Raw genomic sequence first — 24,253 nt, forward strand, 5'->3', positions numbered from 1 at the left:
TCCAACTGTGGAAACCGAGCGATGAATACCTTGATCGAGGTCCGTGACCTCTCGAAAACCTTCACCCTGCATCAGCAGAACGGCGTGGTCCTCAACGTGTTGCGCGGAGTGGACTTCAGCGTAGCGGGCGGTGAGTGCCTGGTGCTGCACGGCCAGTCCGGCGCCGGCAAAAGCACTTTGCTGCGTACCCTGTACGGCAACTATCTGCCGGCGGGCGGCAGTATCCGTGTGGCGCATGACGGCCAGTGGCTGGAGCTGGTGGGCGCCGAACCCCGGGACATTCTGCAAGTGCGTCAGCGCACGCTCGGCTATGTCAGTCAGTTCCTGCGGGTGATCCCGCGTGTGGCGTGCCTGGACGTGGTGATGGAACCGGCGCTGGCCCGAGGCTGGTCGAAACAGCTGGCGCAATCGCGTGCCGAATTGCTGCTCAGTCGCCTGAATATTCCGCAACGCCTGTGGCAACTGGCGCCTGGCACTTTCTCCGGTGGCGAGCAACAACGGGTCAACATCGCCCGTGGCTTCATGGTCGCGTGGCCGGTGATGTTGCTCGATGAACCGACAGCCTCGCTCGACGACAACAATCGTCAGGTGGTGCTGGAGCTGATGAACGAAGCAAAAGCCGTCGGTGCCGCGTTGATCGGCATCTTCCACGATCGCATCGCCCGCGAGGCCGTTGCCGACCGCCATCTCGACATGACGCCCGCCGCTGTGACTGAAAAGGAATACGCCGATGTCCGTTGAACAGATCCTCAGCAATGCCCAACTGGTCACCGCTGACCGCGTGTTCTACGGCACCGTGGTGCTGCGCGACGGTTTGATCGCCGAAGTCGCCGAAGGCCCGAGCCGCTTGCCCCAGGCGCTGGACCTCAACGGCGATTACCTGCTGCCGGGTCTGGTGGAGTTGCACACCGACAACCTGGAACGCCACATGACCCCGCGCCCAGGCGTCGACTGGCCGTCGGTACCGGCGGTGCTCAGCCACGATGCGCAGATCATCGCGGCCGGCATCACCACGGTATTCGACGCGGTGTCCATCGGCGACGTCAATCCCAAGGGCAATCGCATGCAGAAACTGCCGGCGATGTTGGAGGCGATTTCCAGGGCGTCCGACGCCGGGCTGACCCGGGCCGAACACCGCTTGCACCTGCGCTGCGAGTTGTGCCACCCGGACACCCTCACAGTGTTTCGCGATCTGGTGGAAAACCCGCTGGTGCAACTGGTGTCGGTGATGGACCACTCGCCGGGTCAGCGACAGTTCGTGCTGGAATCCAAGTACCGTGAGTACTACATGGGCAAATACCACCTGACCACCACGCAGATGGATGAATTCATCACGTTGCAGATGGCCAACTCGCGCACCTACAGCGACCGTTACCGTGCGGCGATTGTCGAACACTGCCTGGCCCTTGGCCTGTCGGTGGCCAGTCATGATGACGCGACCCTGGCCCACGTCGAGGAGTCGGCGCGCTACGGCATGACCATCGCCGAGTTCCCGACCACCGTCGAGGCCGCGCGCGGTTGCCGGGACAACGGCATGCAGGTCTTGATGGGCGCACCGAACATCGTGCGCGGCGGTTCGCACTCGGGTAACGTGGCCGCCGCAGAGCTGGCCGCCGAAGGCTTACTGGACATCCTGTCCAGCGACTACTACCCGGCGAGCCTGCTGCAATCGGCGTTCGCGCTGGCGGCGCAGAGCGAGCGGATCGGCTTGGCCGAAGCGGTGCGCATGGTCAGTCTGAACCCGGCCCGGGCCGCGGGGCTCAATGATCGCGGCGAAATTGCCCCGGGCTTGCGCGCCGATCTTGTACAAGCGCGCAGTCAGGACGGTTTGCCGGTGGTCCAGCAAGTATGGCGACAAGCGAAGAGGGTGTTTTGATGGCTGGCAGGTTGATCTATCTCATCGGGCCTTCGGGTTCGGGCAAGGACAGCCTGCTCGATGCCGCCCGAGAGCGGTTGGCTGAACGCGGCTGCCGCATCGTGCGGCGGATCATCACACGCTCGGCGGAAGCGGTGGGTGAGGCGGCGCTGGGCGTCAGTGCGCAGCAGTTCGCCGACATGGAGGCTCAGGGCGCGTTTGCCCTGAGCTGGCACGCCAATGGTCTGTACTACGGCATCCCGCGGGAAATCGACGATTGGCTGGCCGCCGGACAGGACGTGTTGGTCAACGGCTCGCGGGGGCATTTGCAGAACACTCGCCTGCGCTATCCGAATGTGTTGGTGTTGCTGCTGACGGTGGATCAGGCGGTATTGCGCCAGCGTCTGCTGGCGCGTGGGCGTGAATCGCTGGTCGAGATCGATCAGCGTCTGGCGCGCAATGCCCGTTTCACCGAACGCTTGCTGGCCGACAACGACCCGGCGCTGCACGTGCTCGACAACTCCGGGCCGCTGGAGAACACGGTCGAACGCTTGCTGGCCTGCATTGACGAGCAAGCCCAATGCGCCTGACGTTGCTGGGCACCGGTGATGCCCGGCAAGTCCCGGTCTACGGCTGTGAATGTGTCGCCTGCGAGGCTGCACGCTACGATGAGCGTTTACCGCGTTTGCCCTGTAGCGCGTTGATCGAGTGCGGCGATCAGCGCTGGTTGATCGACAGCGGCTTGCCCGATCTGTGTGAGCGTTTTGCGCCGCGCAGTTTCAACGGCATTTTCCAGACTCACTACCACGCCGATCACGCACAGGGTCTGCTGCATTTGCGCTGGGGGCAGGGGCTGGTGATCCCGGTGCTCGGCCCGGTCGACCCGGAAGGTTTGGCCGACCTCTACAAACACCCCGGCATACTTGATTTCAGCCAGCCATTCGAGGCTTTCGAAACCCGTTCTTTCGGCACGCTGAAGGTCACCGCGCTGCCGTTACTGCATTCCAGACCGACCCTCGGTTATCTGCTGGAAGGCGAAGGTCGGCGGATTGCCTACCTGACTGACACCGTCGGTTTGCCTTCCGACACCACGGCGTTTCTGCAAGATCAACCGCTGGACTTGCTGGTGCTCGACTGCTCGATGCCACCACAACCCCAGGCCCCGCGTAATCACAACGACCTGAACCTGGCTTTGCGGTGCATTGAAGAACTACGGCCGACGTTGGCGGTGTTGACGCATGTCGGGCATACGTTTGATGCGTGGTTGATGGAGCATCGCGGCGAGTTGCCGGGCAATGTCAGTGTCGGGTTTGATGGGTGTGTGCTGTAGGCGCAGCCTGCGATCTTTTGATTTTTCCTTATGCATCTCGCTTCATCACACGCTGCAATACAACCGAACGTCGTGCTTTGGTTTTTTATGCTTGAGTAAATATAACTCCAGGGTTACTTTTATTTAAGCCGGAGCAAGGAGGCTGGTGGTGCAAAGCAGGCTATTGATTAAGGAGTTGATGGAGGCGGGTTGGACTTTGGACAGGGTCACTGGCAGTCATCACATCTTCATACACCGTTACAACCCGTACACGATCCCCGTTCCCCATCCGAAAAAGGATTTACCGATCGGGACGGTCAAGAGCATCAGGCGGCGAGCCGGGCTTTACTGCCCGCCAGCCAGTTACACAGGAGATCCATAATGCAATATCCAATCTGTATCGAATGGGGCGATGAGAACACTGCCATCGGTATCCAGATCCCCGATATTCCAGGCGCGGTCACAGCCGGGGATACTTTTGAAGATGCTTACAACGCTGCTGTCGAAATAGCTCACATCATGCTGCAGGAGATTGCGACAGATGGAGATTCGATTCCGATGCCGACTTCGGCGGCGGCGCATCGTGGTAATCCGGAATTCGCCGACATGGGCTGGGGGATGCTGGAGTTGGACATCTCGCCGTACATGGGCAAGACCGAGAAGGTCAATGTCACGCTACCTGGCTACGTGATCCAGCGAATCGATCGTTACGTTCGTGAACACAATGTCAAAAGCCGCTCCTCGTTCCTCGCGGATGCGGCCATGGAGAAACTGGTTCGCAATTGACGAAGTTCAATGTGGGAGTGATCTCAAGCCGTCGCCATCGCAGCCTTTTTCGAAACACTCAAGAACCGCAACAGCGCCAGCAGCGCAAACGCACTGCCGACAATCACGATCCACAGCCAGCCGCCGTGCTCATACACCGCACTGGCCACGGAAGAGCCGAAGGCACCGCCGATGAAGATGCTGGTCATGTACAGCGCATTCAAGCGGCTGCGGCTTTTGCCGTCGAGGGCGTAGACCGCACGCTGGCCGAGGACCATGTTCATCTGGACGCAGAAATCGAGGACCACGCCGGTGACGGCAAGACCGATGACGCTGTAGACCGGATGGATGAACGCAGGCAAAAAGCTCAGGCTGGCGAACAGCAGCGCTAACAGCGAAGCGATGCGGGTGTGACCGGCATCGGCAAGGCGACCGGCGATGGGCGCGGCGATGGCGCCGATGGCTCCGACCAGGGCGAAGATCGCGATCTGGCTTTGCGACAAACCATGATTACGCGCCAGTTCCAGCGGTACCGCAGTCCAGAACAGGCTGAACGTGGCGAACATGCAGCCCTGATAAAACGCCCGCTGACGCAGTACCGGTTGTTGGCGCAACAACGTCCAAAGCGAACCGAGCAATTGTCCGTAGGACGCGCTGTGATCTGGCTGGCGCTTGGGGATGGTCACCGCCAGTACGATGCTGATCGCAGCCATCAACACTGCCGCAATCACAAACATGGCGCGCCAGCCGAAATGGTCGGCAACCACGCTGGACACCGGCCTTGCCAGCAGAATCCCCAGCAACAAGCCGCCCATGATTGCGCCGACCACGCGACCGCGAGACTCTTCCGGCGCCAGGTGTGCGGCCAGTGGAATCAGGATCTGCACCGACACCGAACTGAACCCCACCAACAGCGAAATCAGCAAGAACACGTTCGGTTGATCGGTGAACGCCGCGCCCAGCAGGCTGGCAATCGCCACCACTGTGGTGATGATCATCAACCGACGGTTTTCCAGCAGATCGCCCAACGGCACCAGGAAGAACAGGCCCAGCGCATAGCCGATCTGGGTCAGCGAAACGATCAGGCTGGCCATGGTATTGGTCAGGCCGATGTCCGGTGCGATCAGGCCGATGATCGGTTGTGCGTAGTAGATGTTGGCCACAATGGCGCCGCAGCAAAAAGCGAACAGCAGCACCATGCCTCGGGTCATTGTTGCGGTGCCGTGGGGCACCTGAGTTGCTGGGTTCATAACGGGTCTCGCTGTACAGAAGGGAATGCGCGCAGGCTAATGGCCTGACCGGAGCGGCGGAAGAGAGATTGGAGTGATAGCCGTCATTCCATTGCGGAATGAGTGACGAACGTGCGTGCCGTTCGCCTGTGAATGTTGCGTCAGCATAGGAGCGGTCGATGATACATTCACTTACATCTTGTTCGATAGCGGGGGAAAGCCCGGCCGATGGAAACCGGAATATTTTCTGCGGCAGTGCGGGTAAATCGCAAACCCACAAAAAAGGCGACCTCTGCAGGTCGCCTTTTTCATTGGTGCGCCAGGCATGGCGCGTTGCGCGCAAGCGCAACCAGCTTGGCTGTGGTGGCCACGCTGGTGACTTGGAGGTGAAAGTCCTCTACACACCCGGCAAGGGGAAGTGTTAGCCAGAGGCAAGGGTGTCGCGGGCGACTGCGAATCTGAAGGAAGCCCGAGGCAAAATGCTGGCCTGACGAACAGGAAGCGGATTAGGCAGTGCAGCGGGGTAAGAAGGCCAATATCTTCAAAGCCCAATACTTGCACGGAACGCTGTGACGTAGATCCGACAGGCATAAGCAGGAAGGTCGCGCGAATTACCCTGGGAGATCTGTATAGCCTGCCATGTGCTACCGGCGTCGCGAGATGACGGGATGGGCGACAGAAGTCAGCAGAGGCCGTAGTAGTTGCTCGACACCGGAGTAACGAAGGGCTGAACCTGCCATGAGTGGATAGTCGGGTGTGATCTCTGTTGGAGCGTAAAGCAGAAACACCGCATAGCGGGGGTCGAGACCATCAGGAGGTAGGAGCCGGAAGCTCCGAGGGCCGGTCTGGGCGCTTAGATACCACAGGCGACACATCAACGGAACCAAGCTCGCTGACGTTGTATGTCAGTAGGCAGGAACCGCCGTATACGGAACCGTATGTACGGTGGTGTGAGAGGACGGCGGGGGCAACCCCGCCTCCTACTCGATCCGCTCAGCGATTACTGACCGCTGTAGATCTGATCGAAAACGCCGCCATCATTGAAGTGGGTTTTTTGCACGGTGCGCCAGTCACCGAAGGTTTTCTCGACCGACAGGAAATCCACTTTCGGGAAGCGGTCGGTGTGCTTGGCCAGCACAGCCGGGTCACGCGGGCGCAGGTAGTTGGCGGCAGCGATTTCCTGGCCTTCCGGCGACCACAGGTATTTCAGGTATTCCTCGGCGGCGGCGCGGGTGCCTTTCTTGTCGACGGTTTTATCGACGACGGAAACCGGTGGCTCAGCTTCGGCGGAGACGCTTGGGTAGATGACTTCGAACTGGTCGCGGCCAAACTCGCGGGCGATCATTTCCGCTTCGTTTTCAAAGGTCACCAGCACGTCGCCGATCTGGTTGGTCATGAACGTGGTGGTCGCGGCACGGCCACCGGTGTCGAGTACCGGTGCTTGCTTGAACAGCTTGCCAACGAAGTCTTTGGCCTTGTTCTCGTCGCCACCGTTTTTCAGCACATAGCCCCAGGCCGAGAGGTAGGTGTAGCGCCCGTTGCCCGACGTTTTCGGGTTCGGCACGATGACTTGCACGCCATCCTTGAGCAGGTCCGGCCAGTCTTTCAGGGCTTTCGGGTTGCCTTTGCGAACGATGAATACGGTGGCCGACGTGAACGGCGCGCTGTTGTTCGGCAGGCGCGTGACCCAGTTGTCCGGGACCAGTTTGCCGTTGTCCGCCAGGGCGTTGATGTCGGTGGCCATGTTCATGGTGATCACGTCAGCCGGCAGACCGTCGATGACCGAGCGCGCCTGTTTGCTGGAGCCGCCGAAGGACATCTGCAGGGTGATGTTTTCGTTGTGCTCGGCTTGCCAGTGCTTCTGGAACGCAGTGTTGTAGTCCTTGTAGAAATCACGCATCACGTCGTAGGAAACGTTGAGCAGGGTCGGTGCGGCCTGAGCCACGCTGGTCAGGGCCAGGCCAGCGGCCAGAAGTGAGGCGCCAAAGAGTTTTTTCACTGCGCATTCCTTGTTCGAGAAGATGTTTTTATAAAAACGAGGCAATTTGCCAGCGACTATAGCCGGGCTTGCATAGTCGTTTAAAGATTAAAAAGCTCTTTGCTTATTCCAGTTTCTTGAACAGGGCGTTGCCGCAACGGGAGCAAAACGATGCCTCGGGTTCATGGGTATCTTTGGCACACACCGGGCAATCGCGATGCTGCTGGCCGCCACGCATGGCGGTGGCCAGCTCGGCGGTGAAGATCCCGGTGGGCACGGCAATGATCGAGTAACCCGTGATCATCACCATCGACGAAATCACCTGGCCCAGCGCTGTCTTGGGCACGATGTCGCCGTAACCGACAGTGGTCAGGGTAACGATAGCCCAGTAGATGCCTTTGGGAATGCTGGTAAAACCATGTTGCGGGCCTTCGACCACGTACATCAGGGTGCCGAACACCGTCACCAGCGTGCAGACACTGAGCAGGAACACGAGGATTTTCTGCTTGCTGCCGCGCAGGGCATCAAGCAGGTAATGGGCTTGCTTGAGGTACGGACCAAGCTTGAGCACACGAAAGATTCGCAGCATCCGGATCACCCGGATGATCAGCAGGTACTGGGCATCGCTGTAATACAGCGCGAGGATGCCCGGCACGATGGCCAGCAAATCCACCAGACCGTAGAAACTGAAGGCGTAGCGCAGGGGCTTGGGCGAGCAATACAGGCGCAGGATGTACTCGCCGAGGAAGATCACCGTGAACCCCCACTCGATGGCTGCCAGCACGCCAGCGTAGCTCTGATGTACCTCATCGATGCTGTCCAGAATCACCACCACCAGGCTGGCGAAGATGATCAGCAGGAGGCTGGTGTCGAAGCGTCGCCCGGCGACGGTATCGGTCTGGAAAATGATCACGTACAGGCGATGACGCCACGTGTCGTTGCTGTTCATGCAAATCGCCTTGGCTACAAATCAGCGCAGCCTAGGTTGATTCTCCTCCAGAGTGCAAGGCGTACGGGTGACCGTGGCCTTGCCGAGCATTTGCAAAAGGCTGCGGATCAGCCAGCAACCGAGGATGAACGGCGCGGTGAGCGTGGGCAGACCGATGGCGGCGAACATCGGCGTCAGCACCAGCGCCAGGCCGATGCCAACCATCGGCAGCCACGGTTGGCGACGCTGAGCGCTGAAGGCGAGGGCGGCGAGCACCGCGTTATAGCCGCCGAGACCAAGCAGTGCGGTGTAGAAGTCGTGGTGCAGCATGCTCCAACCCATGCCCGCGACAGACGCCAACAATGCCCAGCAGAAGGCGCGGCGATCAGCGATCAGCAAACCGGCGGCAATCATCGCTCCGGCCAGTGGATGACCAAGGAACATCACCTGGCCGATGCCTTTGAAGGGGGCGGCGAGCATGTTCAGCGTGCTGACTTCGATCAATCGGGCTTCGGTCGAGGGGGTGGCGAAGCACAGCAACAACCAGCCAAGCACCACGAAGGGCGCCGTGTAGGCCGGCAGGAATTGGCTGACCCGCACGCGTTTGAGCCACTGTTGAGTGATCATCGCGCTCAGGCCGCCAGCGGCCAGAATCAGTGGCGGCATCATCGCCGACCAGGGGAAATACAGGCTCAGTAGCAGACCGAGCAAAACGCCGTTGTAGCTGAACAACCCGGCCTGACGATCAGCCTTGGCATAATTGCGACGTTGCGCAGTGAGCAACCCGGCGACACCGCCGAGCAATGCACCGCCGAGCAAGGCGGGCGCGGTGAACAGGATGGCCGAAAGAATCAGCAATCCACACAGCGGATTGCGCTGGAGAAAGATCTGACTGAAGCCGTTCAGCAAGGCTTCGGCCCAGTCGGGGCAGTGGGTGTTGAAATGGTTGGCAGGCATTTTGAAATCTAGGGCAGTGGAAAATCAAAGGTGTTGCACAAACTCTGTGGCGAGGGAGCTTGCTCCCGCTGGGACGCGAAGCGGCCCCGGATCCGGTGAATGCGGTTTCTCTGTGGATCCCGTCATGCCGAAAAGGCGACTGCTACGCAGTCGAGCGTGAGCAAGCTCCCTCGCCACAAATTGCGTTCGTTAGATCAACGTCTCGATACGCAAGGAGTTAGTCGACCCCGGCTGCCCAAACGGCACACCCGCCGTGATCAGCAACGTATCGCCGCGCTGCGCCATACCTTGCGCCTGAGCGATTTCAAGCGCCGTGGAGCACACTTCATCGACCTGGCGCAGGCGATCGTTGACCACCGAGTGCACGCCCCAGGCCACGCTCAGGCGACGAGCGGTTTGCAGGTTCGGTGTCAGGTTGAGGATCGGCACCGTTGGTCGTTCACGCGCCGCACGCAGACTCGAAGCGCCGGATTCGCTGTAATTGACCAGCACCGCCACCGGCAGCACGTTGCTGATACGGCGGATCGCGCAGCTGATGGCGTCGGAAACCGTCGCCTCGGCTTTCGGCCGGCTGACGTCCAGTTGTGCCTGGTAGTCCGGACCGTTTTCCACCTGGCGGATGATCTTGCTCATCATCTGCACGGCTTCGAGCGGGTATTCGCCGGACGCGGTTTCCGCCGACAGCATCACCGCGTCCGCACCTTCGGCCACGGCGTTGGCCACATCGGTTACCTCGGCGCGGGTTGGAGCCGGTGAGAAGCGCATGGACTCCAGCATCTGTGTTGCCACCACCACGGGCTTGCCGAGTTCACGGCAGGTGCTGATGATGTTTTTCTGGATTTGCGGCACGCTTTCGGCCGGTACTTCCACACCCAAATCACCGCGAGCGACCATGATTGCGTCGCTCAGCTCGGCGATTTCCCGCAGTTGCTCAACGGCTGACGGCTTCTCGATTTTCGCCATCAGGAAGGCCTTGTCGCCGATCAGTGTGCGGGCTTCGCGGATGTCGTCCGGGCGCTGCACGAACGACAGCGCCACCCAGTCCACACCCAGTTCCAGACCGAAGCTCAAGTCGCGGCGATCCTTGGCGGTCAGCGGGCTGAGGTCGAGCACCGCTTGCGGCACGTTCACGCCTTTGCGGTCCGACAGCTCGCCGCCGTTGAGTACGGTGGTGTCGATGGCGTCGGCGTACTTGGTGACCACGCGCAGGCGCAGCTTGCCGTCGTCCAGCAGCAGGTCCATGCCCGGCTCAAGCGCAGCGATGATTTCCGGGTGCGGCAGGTTGACCCGGCGCTCATCGCCCGGCGTGGTATCCAGGTCCAGGCGCAAGGCCTGACCGCGCACCAGTTGCACCTTGCCCTCGGCGAACTTGCCGACCCGCAGTTTCGGGCCTTGCAGGTCCATCAGGATGCCCAGCGGATAGTTCAGCTGGCGCTCGACTTCACGAATCCACTGATAGCGCAGGGCGTGATCGGCATGATCGCCGTGGCTGAAGTTCAGGCGGAAAATGTTCACCCCGGCCAGCACCAGTTCACGGATGTCGTCGATTCCGTCGATGGCCGGGCCGAGGGTGGCGAGGATTTTGACCTTTTTATCAGGCGTCATGATTTTGGGCTCTCGAGGATCAGGATGGCGCGGAAGTCGTTGACGTTGGTGCGGGTCGGCTCGGTGACGATCAGTGCGTCGAGTGCCTCGAAATAGCCGTAGCCATTGTTGTTGTCCAACTCGTCGCTGGCGCTCAGGCCGAGGGCGGCGGCGCGGGCGTAGCTGTCCGGGGTCATGATCGCGCCGGCGTTGTCTTCGGAGCCGTCGATGCCATCGGTGTCGCCGGCCAGCGCATAGACGCCGGACAAGCCTTTGAGGCTCTCGGTCAGGCTGAGCAGGAACTCGGCATTGCGTCCGCCACGGCCATTACCACGTACGGTGACGGTGGTTTCACCGCCAGAAAGAATCACGCACGGTGCGGCCAGCGGCTGGCCGTGCTGCACGACCTGACGGGCGATGCCGGCGTGAACCTTGGCCACTTCGCGGGATTCGCCTTCCAGATCGCCGAGAATCAACGGACTGAAACCGGCCTGACGGCATTTCACCGCTGCCGCTTCCAGCGATTGTTGTGGACGGGCGATCAATTGGAAATGGCTGCGGGCCAGGCTAGGATCGCCGGGTTTGACCGTCTCCGATTCCGGGCTTTGCAGCCAGGTGCGTACCGAGGCCGGCACGTCAATGTTGTAGCGCTTGAGGATCGCCAGCGCTTCGGCCGAGGTGCTCGGGTCGGCCACGGTGGGGCCGGAGGCGATGACCGTGGCGAGGTCGCCCGGCACATCGGAAATCGCATAGGTATAAACAGTGGCAGGCCAGCAGGCTTTGCCCAGACGCCCACCCTTGATCGCCGAGAGGTGCTTGCGCACGCAGTTCATCTCGCCGATGGTTGCGCCGGATTTGAGCAGGGCTTTGTTGATCGACTGCTTGTCGGCCAGGGTGATGCCATCTGCCGGCAGTGCGAGCAGGGCAGAGCCACCGCCGGACAGCAGGAAGATCACACGGTCTTCTTCGCTCAGGTCGCTGACCAGCTCGAAGACACGTTTGGCGACGGCAAGACCTGCAGCGTCAGGCACCGGATGCGCGGCTTCGACCACTTCGATTTTTTCACACGGGGCGCCGTGACCGTAACGCGTCACCACCAGACCGGACACTTCACCCTGCCAGCAGCGCTCGACCACCTGGGCCATGGCGGCGGCGGCTTTACCGGCGCCAATGACGATTACCCGACCGCTGCGATCTTTGGGCAAGTGGGCTTCGAGGACTTGCTGAGGATGGGCCGCGTCGATGGCTGTGGCGAACAGCTCGCGCAGGAATTGTTGCGGATCGACCGACATGGCGGGCTCCCGGAATTCTTGTTATTGGGGGTGGAGCAACTCGGATCCTTGTGGGAGCCAGCCTGCTGGCGATTCAGGCGCTGAGGTCTATCAGACACACCGCGTTGATTTCATCGCTAGCAGGCTAGCTCCCACAGGTTCAGGCAGGGCTTAGTTCTTATCGCGAATCGAGAAGTTCGCCATGTGTTCCAGGCCCTTGATCAGCGCCGAGTGGTCCCAGTTGCTGCCACCGATGGCTGCGCAGGTGCTGAACACTTGCTGGGCGTTGGCGGTGTTCGGCAGGTTGATGTTCAGCTCTTTGGCGCCTTGCAGGGCCAGGTTCAGGTCCTTCTGGTGCAGGCTGATGCGGAAGCCCGGATCGAAGGTGCCTTTGATCATGCGCTCGCCATGGACTTCGAGGATCTTCGACGAAGCGAAACCGCCCATCAGTGCTTCACGCACCTTGGCTGGATCGGCACCGTTTTTCGAAGCGAACAGCAGGGCTTCGGCCACGGCCTGGATGTTCAGCGCCACGATGATCTGGTTGGCCACCTTGGCGGTTTGACCGTCGCCGTTGCCACCGACCAGGGTGATGTTCTTGCCCATGGCCTGGAACAGCGGCAGGGCGCGTTCGAAGGCATCGGCATCGCCGCCGACCATGATGCTCAGGGTCGCAGCCTTGGCGCCGACTTCACCGCCGGACACCGGCGCGTCGAGGTACTGGGCGCCTTTTTCGTTGATCTTGGCCGCGAACGCTTTGGTGGCGGTTGGCGAGATCGAGCTCATGTCGATGACGACTTTGCCTTTGCCCACGCCAGCAGCGATACCGTCGGCGCGGAACAGCACGTCATCGACCTGCGGGGTATCCGGGACCATGACGATGATGAATTCGGCTTCCTGGGCGACTTCTTTCGGGTTCGCCAGTGCGATGGCGCCGGCGGCGACCAAGTCGGCAGGGGCAGCATCGTGGTGCGCCGACAGGAACAGGCTGTGACCGGCTTTCTGCAGGTTCAACGCCATTGGGTGGCCCATGATGCCGGTGCCGATAAATCCGATTTTAGCCATGAGAAAATCCTCTTGTTTTTGTGTAGCCAAATTTTGTCTACGTAGCTGAGGCGAGCACACCCTGTGGCGAGGGAGCTTGTCGGATCGCCGCATCGTCCCGCTCAGCTGCGAAGCAGTCGTAAGTCCTGAGAGCCGGTTCTGCCTGATTCACCGCAGTGAATGGTTTAGGGGCGCTTCGCACCCCAGCGGGAGCAAGCTCCCTCGCCACAGAGATCCGGTTTAATCTCAGATTGCGTTGTGGGTTTTCAACCAGCCCAGGCCCGCTTCAGTGGTGGTCAGCGGCTTGTATTCGCAACCGACCCAACCCTGGTAACCGATGCGGTCCAGGTGTTCGAACAGGAAGCGGTAGTTGATTTCACCGGTGCCTGGTTCGTTACGCCCCGGGTTGTCCGCGAGCTGTACATGGTTGATCTCGCCCAGGTGCGATTGCAGGGTGCGGGCCAGATCACCTTCCATGATTTGCATGTGGTAGATGTCGTATTGCAGGAACAGGTTGGCACTGCCGACCTGCTCGCGAATCGACAGGGCTTGCGCCGTGTTGTTCAGGTAGAAACCTGGAATGTCACGGGTGTTGATCGCTTCCATCACCAGTTTGATGCCCGCCGCTTGCAGCTTGTCGGCTGCGTACTTGAGGTTGGCAACGAAGGTTTTTTCCACGGTAGCGTCGTCAAAACCCTGCGGACGAATACCGGCCAGGCAGTTGACCTGGGTGTTGCCCAGCACTTGCGCGTAAGCGATTGCCAGGTCGACACCGGCGCGGAACTCTTCAACGCGGTCCGGCAGGCAGGCGATGCCGCGCTCACCCTTGGCCCAGTCACCGGCCGGCAGGTTGAACAGCACTTGAGTCAGACCGTTGGCGTCGAGCGTGGCCTTGATTTCGGCGGAGCTGAAGTCGTACGGGAACAGGTATTCGACACCACTGAAACCGGCCTTGGCGGCCGCTTCGAAACGGGCGAGGAAGTCCTGTTCGGTGAACAGCATGGACAGGTTGGCTGCGAAACGCGGCATGGTGGTCTCCCGTAAATTTGTGAAGGCCCCTTGTAGGAGCGAGTCGTGGCGAGGGAGCAAGCTCCCTCGCCACACAGGCTCGCTCCTACAGGGGAGCGAGCAGCTAGTTAATCCAGCAACGAAATCGCAGTCGGTGCGTCGTTACCGACCAGCGCCAGGTCTTCGAATTCGTTGACGGCGTTGATCTCGGTACCCATGGAAATGTTGGTCACGCGCTCCAGGATGATCTCGACGATCACCGGCACCTTGAACTCCTCGATCAGTTCCTGGGCCTTGCGCAGGGCAGGCTGGATCTGAGCCGGTTCGAACACACGCAGCGCCTTGCAACCGAGGCCTTCGGCAACCGCGACGTGGTCGACACCGTAACCGTTGAGTTCCGGTGCGTTCAGGTTATCGAAGGACAGCTGCACGCAGTAGTCCATGTCGAAACCGCGCTGTGCCTGACGGATCAGACCCAGGTACGAGTTGTTTACCACCACATGAATGTACGGCAGCTTGAACTGCGCGCCCACCGCCAATTCTTCGATCATGAACTGGAAGTCATAGTCCCCCGACAGGGCCACGACTTTACGGTCCGGATCAGCCTTGACCACGCCCAGTGCTGCCGGAATGGTCCAGCCCAACGGGCCGGCCTGACCGCAGTTGATCCAGTGACGCGGCTTGTAGACGTGCAGGAACTGCGCGCCGGCAATCTGCGACAGACCGATGGTGCTGACGTAGCAAGTGTCTTTGCCGAACACCTGGTTCATTTCTTCGTAAACGCGCTGCGGCTTGACCGGTACGTTGTCGAAGTGAGTCTTGCGCTGCAGGCTGGCTTTGCGCTGCTGGCAGTCTTGCAACCAGGCGCTGCGGTTCTTCAGTTTGCCAGCGGCTTGCCATTCGCGAGCCACTTCGATGAACACGGTCAGCGCGGCAGCCGCGTCGGACACGATGCCCAGGTCCGGGGTGAACACGCGGCCAATCTGAGTGCCTTCGATGTCGACGTGAATGAACTTGCGGCCTTCGGTGTAGACGTCGACCGAACCGGTGTGACGGTTGGCCCAACGGTTACCGATACCCAGCACTACGTCGGATTTGAGCATGGTCGCGTTGCCGTAGCGGTGCGAGGTCTGCAAGCCAACCATACCGACCATCAGCGGGTGATCGTCAGGAATGGTGCCCCAGCCCATCAGGGTCGGGACAACCGGAATACCGGTCAGCTCGGCGAACTCCACCAACAGATCGCTGGCGTCGGCATTGATGATGCCGCCACCGGCCACCAGCAATGGGCGTTCAGCCTGATCCAGCAAGGCCAGAGCCTTCTCGACTTGAACGCGGCTAGCGGTCGGCTTGGCCAGCGGCAGTGGCTGATAAGCGTCAATGTCGAATTCGATCTCGGCCATCTGTACGTCGAACGGCAGGTCGATCAGCACCGGGCCTGGACGGCCGGAGCGCATTTCAAAGAAAGCTTTCTGGAACGCGTAAGGCACCTGGCCCGGTTCGAGAACAGTGGTTGCCCACTTGGTGACTGGCTTGACGATGCTGGTGATGTCGACAGCCTGGAAGTCTTCCTTGTGCATACGGGCGCGGGGTGCCTGGCCGGTAATGCAGAGGATTGGAATCGAGTCGGCCGAGGCGCTGTAGAGCCCGGTGACCATGTCGGTACCGGCAGGGCCGGAAGTCCCGATGCACACGCCGATGTTGCCGGCCTTGGTGCGGGTGTAGCCCTCGGCCATGTGCGAGGCGCCTTCAACGTGGCGAGCGAGTACGTGATCGATGCCGCCGACCTTTTGCAGGGCGGAGTACAGCGGGTTGATGGCTGCACCCGGGATGCCAAAAGCGGTATCAACCCCTTCACGGCGCATCACCAGAACGGCGGCTTCGATTGCTCTCATTTTGCTCATGGTTTTGTGCCTCTTTACGTTTTGTAATTGTATACAAGTGGCTTTGCGCAGAGTGTATTCACGGCGGACGGCGCAGGTCAATCCATTTTCTCAAGCGGTCGTTTCATTCGTCGGAAGCCCAATCTACTGTGGCTTTTCGTCGCATGTAGCGCTTTTCGAGAATTATTGTATACAAAAAAATAACTCATTGTGTTCTATTTGTTGCATCGGGCTGCGGCACAAACGCGCAGCCCACGGCTTTCCGAAAAACAAAATGAGGACGGCACCATGAGCGCTTTAACCTTGAAAGTCGCAGTCAACCTAGTCAACGAGGCCATCACCGCAGGGCGTGCAATTTCCGCGGCGCCCTTGACCATCGCGGTACTGGATGCCGGCGGGCATCTGATCACCCTGCAACGCGAAGACGGCGCGAGCCTGCTGCGCCCGCAGGTCGCCATCGGCAAAGCCTGGGGCGCCATCGCCCTGGGCAAGGGCTCACGCCTGCTGGCGCTGGACGCACAACAACGCCCGGCGTTTATCGCTGCTTTGAATAGCCTGGGGCAGGGCAGTGTGGTGCCCGCACCGGGTGGGGTGTTGATCCGCGATCAGGGCGGGAATGTGTTGGGGGCGGTAGGGATCAGCGGGGATCTGTCGGACGTTGATGAACAGTGCGCGATCACTGCGATCGAGGCGTTGGGGTTGACGGCGGATGCGGGGGTTGTGGCTTGATTCACGGCACCTGAACAAATGTTCATTGCTGGCAAGCCAGCTCCCACAAGGACCGGGGTGTACCCATGATTTTCGGACACCATCAAACCCTGCGGGAGCTGGCTTGCCAGCGATTGCCATCTGCCAGACACATCCAGCTAAAAGTGTGCATTTCCGTTCAGGGTTTCCGGGTCTAGCCTTTTCTTGAGGTCACCATGAGAAAGGCAAAGGAATGCCCAATTTTCCCTCATCAAACCGATTGCGAACGGGGCGCTACGCCGAGCCCAATCGAATCTATTTATTGACCACCAACACTCTGGATCGCAAGCCGGTTTTTGCAGACTTCGCTTTGGGCAGATTGGTGGTTCATCAATTTCGTCGTGCACAAGATCTTGGAATGGTGAAATCACTGGCTTGGGTTGTCATGCCCGACCATTTTCATTGGTTGGTCGAACTGGAGAACTGTTCGCTCAGAAAGCTCATGCGCCAGACTAAATCCCTGATTACGCGGGAGGTGAATCTTTCGAGTAGTAGCGGTGGGCCGCTTTGGCAACAGGGCTATCACGACCGGGCGCTAAGGCGGGAGGAGAATTTGGTGAAATTGGCCCGGTATGTGGTAGCAAATCCACTGCGGGCCGGGCTTGTTGAAAAGCTGGGTGACTATCCGCTGTGGGATGCCATTTGGGTTTGAGCCGGTACCGAGTCGCCTTCATCGCTGGCAAGCCAGCTCCCACAGAGATTTGTGTCGTTCACAAAGCGTGAGTTCACGCAGAAACCTGTGGGAGCTGGCTTGCCAGCGATGAAGGCAACGCGGTCTACCGGTCCGGCTCACACCCCTTCAACACCAACCGAATGATCGTCTGCGCCGCCGCCTCATAATCCTCTTCATCCAGTTTGGCCTTGCCGGTGATGGCGGTGATTTGCCAGTCGAAGTCGGCGTAGGTCTGGGTGGCGGCCCAGATGCTGAACATCAGGTGGTTGGGGTCGAGCGGGGCGATCTGGCCGCGGTCGATCCAGGTCTGGATGCAGTCGATGTTGTGCTTGGCCTGGCCGTTGAGTTGTTCGACCAGGTCGGCGCTCAGGTGTGGGGCGCCGTGCATGATTTCGCTGGCAAATACCTTGGAGGCGAAAGGCAAGTCACGGGAGATGCGGATTTTCGAGCGGATGTAGCCACTCAGGACTTCGCTCGGCACGCCATCAGGATTGAACGGCGTCGAGGCCTGCAGGATCGGCTCGATGATGCTTTCCAGGACCTCGCGGTAGAGGTTTTCCTTGGATTTGAAGTAGTAGTAGACGTTGGGCTTGGGCAATCCCGCCTTGGCTGCGATGTCGCTGGTTTTGGTCGCAGCGAAGCCCTTGTCGGCAAATTCTTCACTGGCGGCACGCAGGATCAGTTGTTTGTTGCGCTCGCGGATGGTGCTCATAAACCAGGGGGTTCCTTGCCTGTTCTGGCGGTTGCGCATGGTAGCACCGGCCTTCGGCGGCGCTCAAGAATGCGCCATGCGGCGCTCGGCCACGCTATGCTGCACCGCATTCACTTTAGAAGGAAACCCGATTCATGGCAGGAAGCAGTTTGCTGTTGCTGATCGACGACATTGCTGCGGTGCTGGACGATGTGGCGTTGATGACCAAAATGGCCGCCAAGAAGACCGCCGGTGTGCTCGGCGACGATCTGGCGCTCAATGCCCAACAGGTCAGTGGCGTGCGTGCCGAACGGGAAATTCCCGTGGTCTGGGCAGTGGCCAAGGGTTCGTTCATCAACAAACTGATCCTGGTGCCGTCGGCATTGGCCATCAGCGCGTTCATCCCGTGGCTGGTCACGCCGTTGTTGATGGTCGGCGGTGCTTACCTGTGTTTCGAAGGGTTCGAGAAACTCGCCCACAAATTCCTGCACAGCAAAGCTGAAGACCAGGCCGAGCATGCCGAACTGGTCGAGGCGGTGGCGGACCCGGCGGTCGATCTGGTGGCGTTCGAGAAGGACAAGATCAAGGGCGCAATCCGCACTGACTTCATCCTCTCGGCGGAAATCATCGCCATCACCCTTGGCGTCGTGGCCGAATCGGCGCTGACCCAGCAAGTCGTCGTGCTCTCGGGTATCGCCATCGTCATGACTGTCGGCGTTTACGGGTTGGTCGCGGGCATCGTCAAGCTCGACGATTTAGGGCTTTGGTTGACCCAGAAGCCTGGGCAAATGGCCAAAAGCATCGGTGGCGGAATTCTAAGTGCAGCGCCGTACATGATGAAAAGCCTGTCGGTGATCGGCACGGCAGCGATGTTTCTGGTCGGTGGCGGCATCCTCACCCACGGCGTGCCGGTGGTGCATCACTGGATCGAAAGCGTCAGCGCAGGGGCGGGCGGTGCCGGGTTTATCGTGCCGGTATTGCTCAATGGCATCGCGGGGATTGTGGCGGGGGCGGTGGTGTTGATTGGGGTGATGGCCGTCAGCAAAATCTGGAAAGTGCTGAAAGGCTGAAGTCAGCACATTACAAATGTAGGAGTGAGCCTGCTCGCGATGGCGGTATGTCAGTCAACTTTGATGCTGGCTGAGACGACGCCATCGCGAGCAGGCTCACTCCTACAGGTTTTTGTGTAGCCGAATTACTCGGCAATCTGCAGTTTGCGCGCCTCGGTGTACACGTAACGCACCTTTTCGTACTCGAACGGCGAGTTCATCTGACCGTAGCGGAAGCTGGTCTGATATCGCTTGTCGACGCCACGCAGAATCCAGACTTCAGGGTGGTTGGAACTTACCTCGGAAACATTGAGGAAGTTGATCGCCGACTCGGCGCTGAAGTCGACCACCAATCCGCCGGTATCACGCAAGTTCGACGGACCGAAGATCGGCAGCACGAAGTAGGCACCACCCGGTACGCCATAGAAGCCCAGGGTCTGGCCGAAGTCTTCGCTCTGGCGCGGCAGACCCATGGCGGTGGCCGGGTCCCACAGGCCGGCGATGCCGATCGTGGTGTTGAGCAGCAGTCGCGCCGTGGTCTCCATCGAACGCTGGCCCTTGAGCTGCAACAGGCTGTTCAGCAAGTTCGGTACGTCGCCAAGGTTGTTGAAGAAGTTGCTGACGCCGGTGCGCAGAAAACTCGGCGTGATGTAGCGATAGCCATCAACCACCGGCAGGAACACCCATTGGTCGAACCGGTAGTTGAAGTGGTAAACGCGACGGTTCCACTCTTCCAGCGGGTCGTAGACGTTCAGCGCGCTGAGTGTCGAGCGCTCGAACTCGCGCTGGTCCAGTCCGGCGTTGAACTTGAGTTTGGTCAGTGGTTCCTTGAAGCCGTCACTGTCGACGACCACCGGGGCGTTGGCCTTGCTGTTGTCGGCATTGGCAGCGCTGGCACAGAGTAACGCGGCGAGAAGCAGGAGATATTTAGCCACGGAAGAACTCCAGCATGGCGTCGCTGTTGACGCGGTAGTTAATGTTGCCGCAGTGACCGCCCAACGGGTAAACGGTCAGGCGATCGCCGAAGGTCTTGCGCAGGAAACCGAGGTCACCCGGACCGAGGATCACATCGTCGGCGTTGTGCATGACGGCGATTTTCGGGCTGTCGCGCAGGTAGTCTTTCAGCGCATACAAACTCACTTGGTCGATCAGTTGCAGCAGGCTGCCGCCGTCGGTGCGGGCGCGCCACATCGGAATCACTTGCTCGGTGATGTAGCAGTCGAAATCACACTGCAGCGCACGCTTGAGGTATGGCGTGAGGCTGGTGCCTTCTGTGATGGGCGTTTTAGGTGGAGTGATCAGGCCGCGACGGTTGATCAGGTCTGAGGTGAAGGCGATGTCGGCCGCAGAGAACCGGAACGAGGTGCCAATGAGCATCGCCATCTGTTCGTTGGTCAGGTGCTGCTTGGACTGCTGGAAGTCATAGAGCAGCGCATCGTTGAGGTCGATGTAGCCCTTCTGCTGGAAGTAGCGGGTCAGTTTGTTCAGCACCAGTTCATAGAACGTGGTGGTGTTGTTGATGCCCTTGACCTCGGTTTGCACCAGTTTGTCGAGGTTGGTGATCGAGGTGTAGAGGTTGACCGGCGGGTTGAGCAGCAGGACTTTCTTGAAGTTGAAGCTGCGGCGGGTTTCGTCCAGGTGCGCGACGAATGCGGCGTCCAGCGCACCCAGGCTGTAACCGGTCAGGTAGAAATCGGTAACCGGCAGATTGGGGTTCTGTGCACGTACGGACTGCATCACCCGGTACATGTCCTCGGCATCATCCTTGGAAATGCCCGGCGTGGCGAAGCGTGAAGCGGCGCTCATAAAGTCGAAGCTGGTGGGCGACGACAATTGCACCACATGATAACCGGCCTTGTAGTAGAGCTTCTTCAGGTATTCGTTAAGGCTACTGTCATAGCGCGCGCCGGTGCCGGCGATCAGGAATATCAGTGGAGCAGCTTTATCCTGGGTGGCGATGCGATAGGTGAGTTTCTTCACCGCCCAGAAATTGTCGGGCAGTTCGAAGGCCCGCTCCGGGCGCAAGGTCAGGGTGCGGTCCGACTGATCGATGTCGTCGTCCAGCGGCAGTTCGGGGCGCAAATCGGGTGGCGTCGTGGCAATGGTTGCCTCGAACGGGTTGGTCAGGGGGTAGCCATAACTGGCGGCGTCGATGTCGACCGCCAGTGCGGACGCACTCAAGATAAGGCCGCCAAACAAGGCGGCGAAGCGCAAGGAACGGAGCATGACTAGATCCCTTAGAAAAGGTGCCGAATGAAGTTCGCAGGCTGTGACCACTTAAATTGCGCCAAAGTGCCACGCATCGGCACCAAACAGGCTTAATTCCAAGTAATAGTAGCTGGACGATACACTTTGCAGCGATTGAATGACCAGTTAACAGTTGTTATCGCTTGCGTAAGGCTGTCGGGGGATTAAGCTGGCCGCCGTTTTTCGTCAATTGGAGTGCTTCATGTCCCGCCGTCTGCCCGTGATTCTGCTGCTTGTTTTGCTGCCCCTGTGGCTGGCCGCCAGTTATGGCGCGCGTTATGGCTTCATGGAGGATGCGCAGTGGGTCGGTATTTGCGTGGACGAGGCGAGTCGCTGGGAATGCCAGGTTCGTTCGAACCTGGGGCTGATGATTCACTTCAAGATTCTGGGTTATGGCGCGTTGGCGGCGGCCATCATCGGCTTCGTTGTGCCGGGACGGGCAGGGTGGTGGCTGGCGGCGCTGGCGCTGGCGCTCGGGTTCCCGGCGCTGGCGTTGTACAACACGACGCTGGCGGTGTTTGCGGTGGTGATTGCCGGGATGCGGTTGGTCAGAGACTCCCGTAGCGCTTGATAGATTGCTATCGCGAGCAGGCTCGCTCCTACAGTTGATCTTTGTGGCTCACGGATTTTGTGTTCATTGAAGAACTAATGTGGGAGATTCTATGGTTGAGGGGAAGCCTTCAACCTGCTTTCGGTTGGTATTCACCTTGCCCTTTCAGCAGTGCAAATACGATCCGGGCAAGTTTACGGGCCAAGATCACCAGTGCCTGCGTAGTACTGAACCCTTTAGCTCTTTGTTCTTGGTAAAAACCTTTCCAGGCGGCTGTGCGGCTGGCCGACATGGCAGCGTTGTGCAAAAGCCGACGCGCCTCCGGATCGCCGCGCTTGGTCAGGCTGCGGCGACCGTCTTTTTGTCCTGACTGCGATACCCGCAAATCCATCCCCAAAAACGCGATGAAGGCATCTGCATTTCTGAAATCGCCTCGCTGAAAAGCCGCGATCAAGCGGGCACCAGTCAGAAAGCCGATACCTTCGACTTTCATGCAACGCTTCAACTGGGCAAGCAAGCCGGCTTCTTTCAGGCGGTCGTTGATCATTTTCTCGACCAGCCCTTCAAGCCTCTGCATGGAGGCCACTTGCTCGGCAAAAGCGGCTTTGAGCAGCGGTTCATTTGTCCAGCTCTGCACCAAGCCAACCCGCGCCTGAACCAGCGCCGCGCGCCGGCGGAAAAGGCTCAAGAGGCAGCGGTACAACGGCGATGGCGGAATCCATGGATGAAGCTCTTCATACTCGTTCTTCAGATAGCGAGCGAGTAACTTTGCATCCAGCGCGTCAGTTTTGGCGCGAACTTTCACACCTTTGCGGTAATGGCTCAGTTCATAGCCACCGACCATGTAAATGGTGCAACCGGCCTCATGGGCCAGGTCGGCGAACTCCAGGTGATAGATATTGGTCGACTCAATAGCGATATCGACCGGTGCCAGCAAGGCTTTCAGCCATTTCTTGATGGCTGGCTTGTTATTGGGAAGCGTCTCAAGCAGATCCAGTTCGGCCTGATAGATCATCAACTCACTCTTGGCGACATCCACGCCCACGATTGGCTTGATAGCAGAAACCGGCATTGCCATTAAACATCCCCCGAGATATGGTTTTGAGCACTTGAAGGGCTCACCCAGAGGCGCAGGCTTGTTCCTATCGTCGGTCTAGCCAGATGCATTCTTTATCGGCGCTTGGGTGAAAGGAGGAGGGGCGAAATCTCCCACGGATCTGTACTGCGCTAACAGTCAGAATCGAGCCTTGTCCCTCCTCCTCCCTTCAAGTCCTAGCATACAAGTGAGCCTGCTCGCGATCAGGCCTGAAGCCGCACTGGATTTTCATTGCCGAACTATCACTTCTGATAGTAGACGGCCGTTCCAAATGCTCCGAATCTAGCAATCCATCCCTCTGGATATGAATCGGAGCAAGACCATGAACCTTCAGCGAGACACATTGCTGTGCCGCTATTACTACGATCCGCAGGATCGGATTGCCGGTTGTTCGCCGCTGAATCAGGACAGTGTTCAGCGCTTCTATCGGAAAGACCGTTTGACCACAGAGATACAAGGGCAGGGCCGGCATTCGGTGTTTGAGCACGAAGCGCAGATCCTGGCGCAGCAACTACGTCACGCCGGGAAAGTTGAGTGTGCATTGCTGGCGACCGATCTCCAGCGTTCCGTTCTGCATTTGGTTTCCGCCGACCACCATCAGCAGCCTGTTTATTCCCCTTACGGTCACCGCTTTCCCGAAGGTGGCTTGATCAGTCTCTTGGGTTTCAATGGTCAACGGCGTGATCCGGTGACTGGGCATTATTTGCTGGGGAATGGGTATCGTGCGTTCAATCCTGTGTTGATGCGGTTCAATAGCCCGGACAGTTTGAGTCCGTTTGGGAAGGGTGGGGTGAATGCGTATGCGTACTGTGCGGGGGATCCGGTCAATATGGTGGATCCGATGGGGGAATTTGGAATACTCGCTAACGCGATAAATCAACTTGTATCAGCACCAGTCGCTACTGTGCAGCGGGTTGTTAAAGGATTGAGCACTTTCCAAAATGACGTAATGAAAAGCTTCACCAAAGCACCGTCACCGGTCCGGCCAGGGCATGGCCCGTTAACTCCAATGGAATCAGGTCGGGAGGGAATCACGAAGATAACCCCCCAGTTTATTGATGAAGTAAATCTACATATCATCGGCGAAAAATTTACAATGGTCCGCAAGGCTGATGGGCCGCCACCTATTGCCCGGTTCGCAAAATCCAAGGGCTACAGTGAGCAGGAGTTATTTGCGGAAGACGGGTTTAAAAACGATCCCGAGGTTCGGAGGCAATACTTCCATTCGCAACAGCCGGAAGCGATAGAGCGGTTGCGGCAGGCAGACGTCAATTTATTAGTGGCAACAGGTATTCACGTAAAAAAATATCCTACTTATGCGCAGGCTACACGAGATCTAGTTTCGAAAATTCGATCACAGTGATCCGGCCCCATTAGTTGTGTGCCGGC

General features: G+C 59.3%; 24 protein-coding genes. 11 read left to right on the forward strand and 13 right to left on the reverse strand.

Going from position 1 to position 24,253, the window contains the following annotated elements:
• Positions 1-21 precede the first annotated feature (21 nt).
• The 6 genes from phnL (at position 22) to ACNYC6_RS21605 (ending at position 3,950) form a co-directional block, all read left to right on the forward strand.
• Positions 22-741 (forward strand): phosphonate C-P lyase system protein PhnL, encoded by a 720-nt coding sequence (gene phnL / locus ACNYC6_RS21580; RefSeq protein ID WP_419709069.1) that lies wholly within the window; start codon positions 22-24, stop codon positions 739-741.
• The gene (locus ACNYC6_RS21585) at positions 731-1,876 is read left to right on the forward strand and encodes an alpha-D-ribose 1-methylphosphonate 5-triphosphate diphosphatase (protein ID WP_419709070.1); all 1,146 of its coding nucleotides are present in this window, start codon (positions 731-733) and stop codon (positions 1,874-1,876) included. The genes phnL and ACNYC6_RS21585 overlap by 11 nt, the downstream gene beginning before the upstream one ends.
• Complete coding sequence (gene phnN, locus ACNYC6_RS21590; protein ID WP_419709071.1) at positions 1,876-2,445, forward strand: phosphonate metabolism protein/1,5-bisphosphokinase (PRPP-forming) PhnN; 570 nt, start codon at positions 1,876-1,878, stop codon at positions 2,443-2,445. The genes ACNYC6_RS21585 and phnN overlap by 1 nt, the downstream gene beginning before the upstream one ends.
• Positions 2,436-3,185 (forward strand): phosphonate metabolism protein PhnP, encoded by a 750-nt coding sequence (phnP, locus tag ACNYC6_RS21595; protein WP_419709072.1) that lies wholly within the window; start codon positions 2,436-2,438, stop codon positions 3,183-3,185. The genes phnN and phnP overlap by 10 nt, the downstream gene beginning before the upstream one ends.
• A gap of 148 nt (positions 3,186-3,333) precedes the next feature.
• On the forward strand, positions 3,334-3,546 hold the full coding sequence (locus ACNYC6_RS21600; RefSeq protein ID WP_419709073.1) for a type II toxin-antitoxin system HicA family toxin: 213 nt from the start codon (positions 3,334-3,336) through the stop codon (positions 3,544-3,546).
• Positions 3,546-3,950, forward strand: coding sequence for a type II toxin-antitoxin system HicB family antitoxin (locus ACNYC6_RS21605; RefSeq protein WP_419709074.1), 405 nt, complete (start codon positions 3,546-3,548; stop codon positions 3,948-3,950). Before ACNYC6_RS21600 ends, ACNYC6_RS21605 begins: the two co-directional genes overlap by 1 nt.
• A 23-nt stretch (positions 3,951-3,973) precedes the next feature.
• Here ACNYC6_RS21605 and ACNYC6_RS21610 read toward each other — a convergent pair whose 3' ends face one another.
• From ACNYC6_RS21610 to gcl, 9 genes are all read right to left on the reverse strand, one after another.
• Positions 3,974-5,179 carry an MFS transporter gene (locus tag ACNYC6_RS21610; protein ID WP_419709075.1) on the reverse strand — a complete coding sequence of 402 codons (1,206 nt, stop codon included), beginning with the start codon at positions 5,177-5,179 and terminating at the stop codon, positions 3,974-3,976.
• 979 nt (positions 5,180-6,158) lie between these two features.
• A complete protein-coding gene (locus ACNYC6_RS21615; protein WP_419709076.1) occupies positions 6,159-7,157 on the reverse strand; it encodes a sulfate ABC transporter substrate-binding protein in 999 nt (332 codons plus the stop codon).
• A gap of 103 nt (positions 7,158-7,260) precedes the next feature.
• Positions 7,261-8,085: an ion transporter gene (locus ACNYC6_RS21620; protein ID WP_419709077.1), complete on the reverse strand. Its 825-nt coding sequence runs from the start codon at positions 8,083-8,085 to the stop codon at positions 7,261-7,263.
• A gap of 21 nt (positions 8,086-8,106) precedes the next feature.
• Positions 8,107-9,021 carry an urea transporter gene (locus tag ACNYC6_RS21625; RefSeq protein ID WP_419709078.1) on the reverse strand — a complete coding sequence of 305 codons (915 nt, stop codon included), beginning with the start codon at positions 9,019-9,021 and terminating at the stop codon, positions 8,107-8,109.
• 189 nt (positions 9,022-9,210) lie between these two features.
• A complete protein-coding gene (gene pyk / locus ACNYC6_RS21630) occupies positions 9,211-10,626 on the reverse strand; it encodes a pyruvate kinase (protein WP_419709079.1) in 1,416 nt (471 codons plus the stop codon).
• Positions 10,623-11,897 (reverse strand): glycerate kinase type-2 family protein, encoded by a 1,275-nt coding sequence (locus tag ACNYC6_RS21635; RefSeq protein WP_419709080.1) that lies wholly within the window; start codon positions 11,895-11,897, stop codon positions 10,623-10,625. Before ACNYC6_RS21635 ends, pyk begins: the two co-directional genes overlap by 4 nt.
• 150 nt (positions 11,898-12,047) lie before the next feature.
• Positions 12,048-12,941 (reverse strand): 2-hydroxy-3-oxopropionate reductase, encoded by an 894-nt coding sequence (locus ACNYC6_RS21640; protein WP_416129955.1) that lies wholly within the window; start codon positions 12,939-12,941, stop codon positions 12,048-12,050.
• Positions 12,942-13,166: 225 nt separating this feature from the next.
• Complete coding sequence (hyi, locus tag ACNYC6_RS21645; RefSeq protein ID WP_160388288.1) at positions 13,167-13,949, reverse strand: hydroxypyruvate isomerase; 783 nt, start codon at positions 13,947-13,949, stop codon at positions 13,167-13,169.
• A 107-nt stretch (positions 13,950-14,056) separates the two neighbouring features.
• Positions 14,057-15,832: a glyoxylate carboligase gene (gcl, locus tag ACNYC6_RS21650; protein ID WP_419709081.1), complete on the reverse strand. Its 1,776-nt coding sequence runs from the start codon at positions 15,830-15,832 to the stop codon at positions 14,057-14,059.
• 267 nt (positions 15,833-16,099) lie between these two features.
• Here gcl and ACNYC6_RS21655 point away from each other — a divergent pair, with 267 nt between their 5' ends.
• Positions 16,100-16,540 (forward strand): GlcG/HbpS family heme-binding protein, encoded by a 441-nt coding sequence (locus ACNYC6_RS21655; RefSeq protein ID WP_416129954.1) that lies wholly within the window; start codon positions 16,100-16,102, stop codon positions 16,538-16,540.
• A gap of 211 nt (positions 16,541-16,751) precedes the next feature.
• The gene (locus ACNYC6_RS21660; protein WP_419709082.1) at positions 16,752-17,210 is read left to right on the forward strand and encodes an REP-associated tyrosine transposase; all 459 of its coding nucleotides are present in this window, start codon (positions 16,752-16,754) and stop codon (positions 17,208-17,210) included.
• A gap of 124 nt (positions 17,211-17,334) precedes the next feature.
• Here the strand turns inward: ACNYC6_RS21660 and ACNYC6_RS21665 are convergent, their stop codons facing one another.
• The gene (locus ACNYC6_RS21665) at positions 17,335-17,943 is read right to left on the reverse strand and encodes a TetR/AcrR family transcriptional regulator (protein WP_419709083.1); all 609 of its coding nucleotides are present in this window, start codon (positions 17,941-17,943) and stop codon (positions 17,335-17,337) included.
• A gap of 134 nt (positions 17,944-18,077) precedes the next feature.
• Here ACNYC6_RS21665 and ACNYC6_RS21670 point away from each other — a divergent pair, with 134 nt between their 5' ends.
• Positions 18,078-18,992, forward strand: a complete 915-nt coding sequence (locus ACNYC6_RS21670; RefSeq protein ID WP_419709084.1) for a DUF808 domain-containing protein — start codon at positions 18,078-18,080, stop codon at positions 18,990-18,992.
• Between the two features lie 125 nt (positions 18,993-19,117).
• On the opposite strand, the gene ACNYC6_RS21675 is transcribed toward ACNYC6_RS21670, so the two are convergent.
• Both ACNYC6_RS21675 and ACNYC6_RS21680 read right to left on the reverse strand, forming a co-directional pair.
• On the reverse strand, positions 19,118-19,906 hold the full coding sequence (locus tag ACNYC6_RS21675) for a VacJ family lipoprotein (protein WP_419709085.1): 789 nt from the start codon (positions 19,904-19,906) through the stop codon (positions 19,118-19,120).
• Positions 19,899-21,197 (reverse strand): serine/threonine protein kinase, encoded by a 1,299-nt coding sequence (locus tag ACNYC6_RS21680; RefSeq protein ID WP_419709086.1) that lies wholly within the window; start codon positions 21,195-21,197, stop codon positions 19,899-19,901. Before ACNYC6_RS21680 ends, ACNYC6_RS21675 begins: the two co-directional genes overlap by 8 nt.
• 223 nt (positions 21,198-21,420) lie before the next feature.
• On the opposite strand from ACNYC6_RS21680, the gene ACNYC6_RS21685 reads away from it, so the two are divergent.
• On the forward strand, positions 21,421-21,789 hold the full coding sequence (locus tag ACNYC6_RS21685; RefSeq protein WP_419709087.1) for a hypothetical protein: 369 nt from the start codon (positions 21,421-21,423) through the stop codon (positions 21,787-21,789).
• A 109-nt stretch (positions 21,790-21,898) separates the two neighbouring features.
• On the opposite strand, the gene ACNYC6_RS21690 is transcribed toward ACNYC6_RS21685, so the two are convergent.
• Complete coding sequence (locus tag ACNYC6_RS21690) at positions 21,899-22,846, reverse strand: IS110 family transposase (protein ID WP_419708264.1); 948 nt, start codon at positions 22,844-22,846, stop codon at positions 21,899-21,901.
• Positions 22,847-23,186: 340 nt separating this feature from the next.
• On the opposite strand from ACNYC6_RS21690, the gene ACNYC6_RS21695 reads away from it, so the two are divergent.
• Positions 23,187-24,227: an RHS repeat-associated core domain-containing protein gene (locus tag ACNYC6_RS21695; protein WP_419709088.1), complete on the forward strand. Its 1,041-nt coding sequence runs from the start codon at positions 23,187-23,189 to the stop codon at positions 24,225-24,227.
• The last annotated feature ends 26 nt before the right edge of the window (positions 24,228-24,253 follow it).

Source organism: Pseudomonas sp. NFX224, assembly GCF_048565165.1.
Lineage (GTDB): Bacteria > Pseudomonadota > Gammaproteobacteria > Pseudomonadales > Pseudomonadaceae > Aquipseudomonas.

Excerpts from the sequence above, each read along its gene's own strand:
- ACNYC6_RS21670 (WP_419709084.1), top strand. The coding sequence starts at position 18,078 with ATGGCAGGAAGCAGTTTGCTGTTGCTGATCGACGACATTGCTGCGGTG.
- phnL (WP_419709069.1), top strand. The coding sequence starts at position 22 with ATGAATACCTTGATCGAGGTCCGTGACCTCTCGAAAACCTTCACCCTG.
- ACNYC6_RS21635 (WP_419709080.1), bottom strand. The coding sequence starts at position 11,897 with ATGTCGGTCGATCCGCAACAATTCCTGCGCGAGCTGTTCGCCACAGCC.
- ACNYC6_RS21640 (WP_416129955.1), bottom strand. The coding sequence starts at position 12,941 with ATGGCTAAAATCGGATTTATCGGCACCGGCATCATGGGCCACCCAATG.
- ACNYC6_RS21680 (WP_419709086.1), bottom strand. The coding sequence starts at position 21,197 with ATGCTCCGTTCCTTGCGCTTCGCCGCCTTGTTTGGCGGCCTTATCTTG.
- hyi (WP_160388288.1), bottom strand. The coding sequence starts at position 13,949 with ATGCCGCGTTTCGCAGCCAACCTGTCCATGCTGTTCACCGAACAGGAC.
- ACNYC6_RS21655 (WP_416129954.1), top strand. The coding sequence starts at position 16,100 with ATGAGCGCTTTAACCTTGAAAGTCGCAGTCAACCTAGTCAACGAGGCC.
- ACNYC6_RS21620 (WP_419709077.1), bottom strand. The coding sequence starts at position 8,085 with ATGAACAGCAACGACACGTGGCGTCATCGCCTGTACGTGATCATTTTC.
- ACNYC6_RS21660 (WP_419709082.1), top strand. The coding sequence starts at position 16,752 with ATGCCCAATTTTCCCTCATCAAACCGATTGCGAACGGGGCGCTACGCC.
- ACNYC6_RS21695 (WP_419709088.1), top strand. The coding sequence starts at position 23,187 with ATGAACCTTCAGCGAGACACATTGCTGTGCCGCTATTACTACGATCCG.
- pyk (WP_419709079.1), bottom strand. The coding sequence starts at position 10,626 with ATGACGCCTGATAAAAAGGTCAAAATCCTCGCCACCCTCGGCCCGGCC.
- gcl (WP_419709081.1), bottom strand. The coding sequence starts at position 15,832 with ATGAGCAAAATGAGAGCAATCGAAGCCGCCGTTCTGGTGATGCGCCGT.
- phnP (WP_419709072.1), top strand. The coding sequence starts at position 2,436 with ATGCGCCTGACGTTGCTGGGCACCGGTGATGCCCGGCAAGTCCCGGTC.
- ACNYC6_RS21665 (WP_419709083.1), bottom strand. The coding sequence starts at position 17,943 with ATGAGCACCATCCGCGAGCGCAACAAACAACTGATCCTGCGTGCCGCC.
- phnN (WP_419709071.1), top strand. The coding sequence starts at position 1,876 with ATGGCTGGCAGGTTGATCTATCTCATCGGGCCTTCGGGTTCGGGCAAG.
- ACNYC6_RS21605 (WP_419709074.1), top strand. The coding sequence starts at position 3,546 with ATGCAATATCCAATCTGTATCGAATGGGGCGATGAGAACACTGCCATC.
- ACNYC6_RS21610 (WP_419709075.1), bottom strand. The coding sequence starts at position 5,179 with ATGAACCCAGCAACTCAGGTGCCCCACGGCACCGCAACAATGACCCGA.
- ACNYC6_RS21625 (WP_419709078.1), bottom strand. The coding sequence starts at position 9,021 with ATGCCTGCCAACCATTTCAACACCCACTGCCCCGACTGGGCCGAAGCC.
- ACNYC6_RS21690 (WP_419708264.1), bottom strand. The coding sequence starts at position 22,846 with ATGGCAATGCCGGTTTCTGCTATCAAGCCAATCGTGGGCGTGGATGTC.
- ACNYC6_RS21585 (WP_419709070.1), top strand. The coding sequence starts at position 731 with ATGTCCGTTGAACAGATCCTCAGCAATGCCCAACTGGTCACCGCTGAC.
- ACNYC6_RS21685 (WP_419709087.1), top strand. The coding sequence starts at position 21,421 with ATGTCCCGCCGTCTGCCCGTGATTCTGCTGCTTGTTTTGCTGCCCCTG.